Below are 2201 nucleotides of genomic sequence, written 5' to 3'. Positions count from 1 at the left end.
TCATACTTGAGCATTGTGCGGGCCGTCTTAAAGGCAATGCCAGCTTCCGTGCAGCGTCGGCGCATTGATTCGACAATCGGATAGCTGTTTTCGTTCTCCATACCTGGGTCTGCGTTCAGCACAAGGAATGGTTCTGGGCGCGGAATATGCCCTCTCAAAACCATCTCAAGCAGCGCATGAGACTGCTTTCCAGCCGAATAACTCAACGTTGTTAATATTGGTTTCATGCGCCTATTTTCTCATCCGATGTTACGTGTTGCTAAGGGACAATCGCCTAAAATTAAAACGGCCCGCCTCGGTGTGTGGCATCGAAGCAGGCCGTGAAACGGGGAGGCTTGCGGGCCGAACCCCAAATTGACTTTTGCTCTGCCACACACAGAACGCGATACTATTCTCACGACATTACGAAAGCGTCAAGAGATTTTTGTAAGACTACCTTTTACAAATCCGCATCAGGACGCCCAGGTTGAGGCAGAACAATGCCGCCCCGATGAAGTAGGCCGCTTGGTGCTGATTGAATGCGGCCATGATGAACAGGCCCAACGATGAGGCCATGACCGCCGACGACAGGACGCGCGAGGATGGCTTTGGTCTGACCGGCTCCAACTCCTCGACTTCAAGCTGGCTCGCGCAATCGAAGCAGCGCGGATCAAATGAACAATCAGGGAACCGTGACCAGTAATGTTCGGACTCAACCTCGGTCAAAGTCTGGCCGCAATCGAAACAGGTCAGTGATTCTTCCTTGCCGGTTTCGTGGTAGTGACGTGGAAAGCGGTTCATTTCTCCTCCTTCGCTTTGACCAACGACGGTGATGACGTGGCAGAATCGACGATGCCTTCAGTGAGCTTCGACAACTCCGAGTCCAGCTTTTTGCCGACGCTGCCAGTGACGTTGTGGACGGCTTCCTTGAGCTTCGTCTTGCCGACCGATACCGTAGCCATGAAGTCAGGCAGCTTGCCGCCAATGGCCGAGAAGCGGTCGAAGCAGGCTTGTGGGTCATTTATCTTCTCGGTCTTGCGACCTTCGGACAGCGACCAGCCGGGAACAAATGACGGGTCTTTTTGCAGACCGTCTTTCAGGAAGTCTTTGATTTCGTCCAACGCTTTCGCTGCCGGAGAAAGCACGCTTGCTACAATCGCTCGCTGCGAAGGCGACCAAGACTCCATTGCGGTTTGAAACACCAACTCCTTGATGACCGGCTCTTGTGGCCCGGTTGGGATCATTGCCCCAACCCAAGCGATGTACTGGGGACATTTCGACTTTGCCAAGCAGAACTTGCATTGCAGTTCACCAGCGCGACGAGGGGCATCAGCCGAATTGCTGAACGCTACGCGCTGAAATACTTCAGCTTCCGCGATCTTCAAGTCATCCGTTTCGTACATGCAGACCTCGGGTGAATGCGTGACGAGCGGCTGAATGATCGCCGTCGCCACTTGGCCAACCACGACGTAATGACCTTTGACGAGACAGGCCAAATCGCGCAGTTGCAGGTTCGTCGGCGAATCTTCCACATCGCCTTGCAGCGTCTTGTAATCGATCGCGAGCGCCTTTGTGCCGGAACGATAGACAACATCAGCTTGGCCGGAATGTTCGAGCACAGGCTGGCCGGGAGCGGCGATCTTGCACCAGTACCGTTGTTCTCGGAACACCGCGACCGATGCCTTGTCTCCGAAAACCGCTGCGACAACTTTCTGCTCGATGTCTTTGCAGGAGTCGTGGACGTCGCGCTGCTCGACGGTGAGTTTTGACGTGTCGCCAGTCTTGAGCGCCTCGTGTATTGCCCGACCCGAATCAGCGTCAGCCGAGCGGGTTTCGGGAATACCGAGTTGCGCTCGATGCCTGCCGGGGCACAGCGCGTCACTGGCGGCGTTGCTGGCGGATGTCCAGCCTCGACGAATATCGGTTGTCATGCCGCCCCCACTTTCTTGATCTTCTCCGCGATGGATGGCCATTGATCGTGAACGAGCTTGAGGACATTGCCGCTGTCGTACGTGGCAAGTTCTTCCAGTGAAGTGACCGAGCCGTCCGTCGATCCCATTTCGGAAAGGAGGTCCAACAACCGGCCTTCGCTGATTTGAGCGAGCTTGCACAGATTGCGAACCGCTTTCACATAGTTGAAGTTAGTGCCGCTGGCTGGCGGCTGCGTGGCCGCTGGCGCGGCTTTGGCGGCGGCAGGAGCCTCGGCGGGGGATTCGTCAGGT

4 protein-coding genes are annotated in these 2201 nt (G+C 55.9%); all 4 read right to left on the bottom strand.

Annotated elements, in window-relative coordinates; genetic code table 11:
• Positions 1 to 227: hypothetical protein (locus WCA53_RS13365; protein WP_423910747.1), on the bottom strand; the 227-nt coding region annotated here is incomplete at its 3' end.
• A gap of 205 nt (positions 228 to 432) precedes the next feature.
• Positions 433 to 780, bottom strand: a complete 348-nt coding sequence (locus tag WCA53_RS13360; protein WP_423910743.1) for a hypothetical protein — start codon at positions 778 to 780, stop codon at positions 433 to 435.
• Positions 777 to 1952 (bottom strand): DUF2800 domain-containing protein, encoded by a 1176-nt coding sequence (locus WCA53_RS13355; protein ID WP_423910739.1) that lies wholly within the window; start codon positions 1950 to 1952, stop codon positions 777 to 779. The genes WCA53_RS13360 and WCA53_RS13355 overlap by 4 nt, the downstream gene beginning before the upstream one ends.
• On the bottom strand, positions 1907 to 2201 hold a 295-nt coding region (locus WCA53_RS13350), incomplete at its 5' end, for a hypothetical protein (RefSeq protein WP_423910736.1). The genes WCA53_RS13350 and WCA53_RS13355, both read right to left, overlap by 46 nt.

Source organism: Caballeronia sp., assembly GCF_049581465.1.
GTDB lineage: Bacteria > Pseudomonadota > Gammaproteobacteria > Burkholderiales > Burkholderiaceae > Caballeronia.
This window is presented reverse-complemented; position numbering and strand designations above follow the sequence as displayed.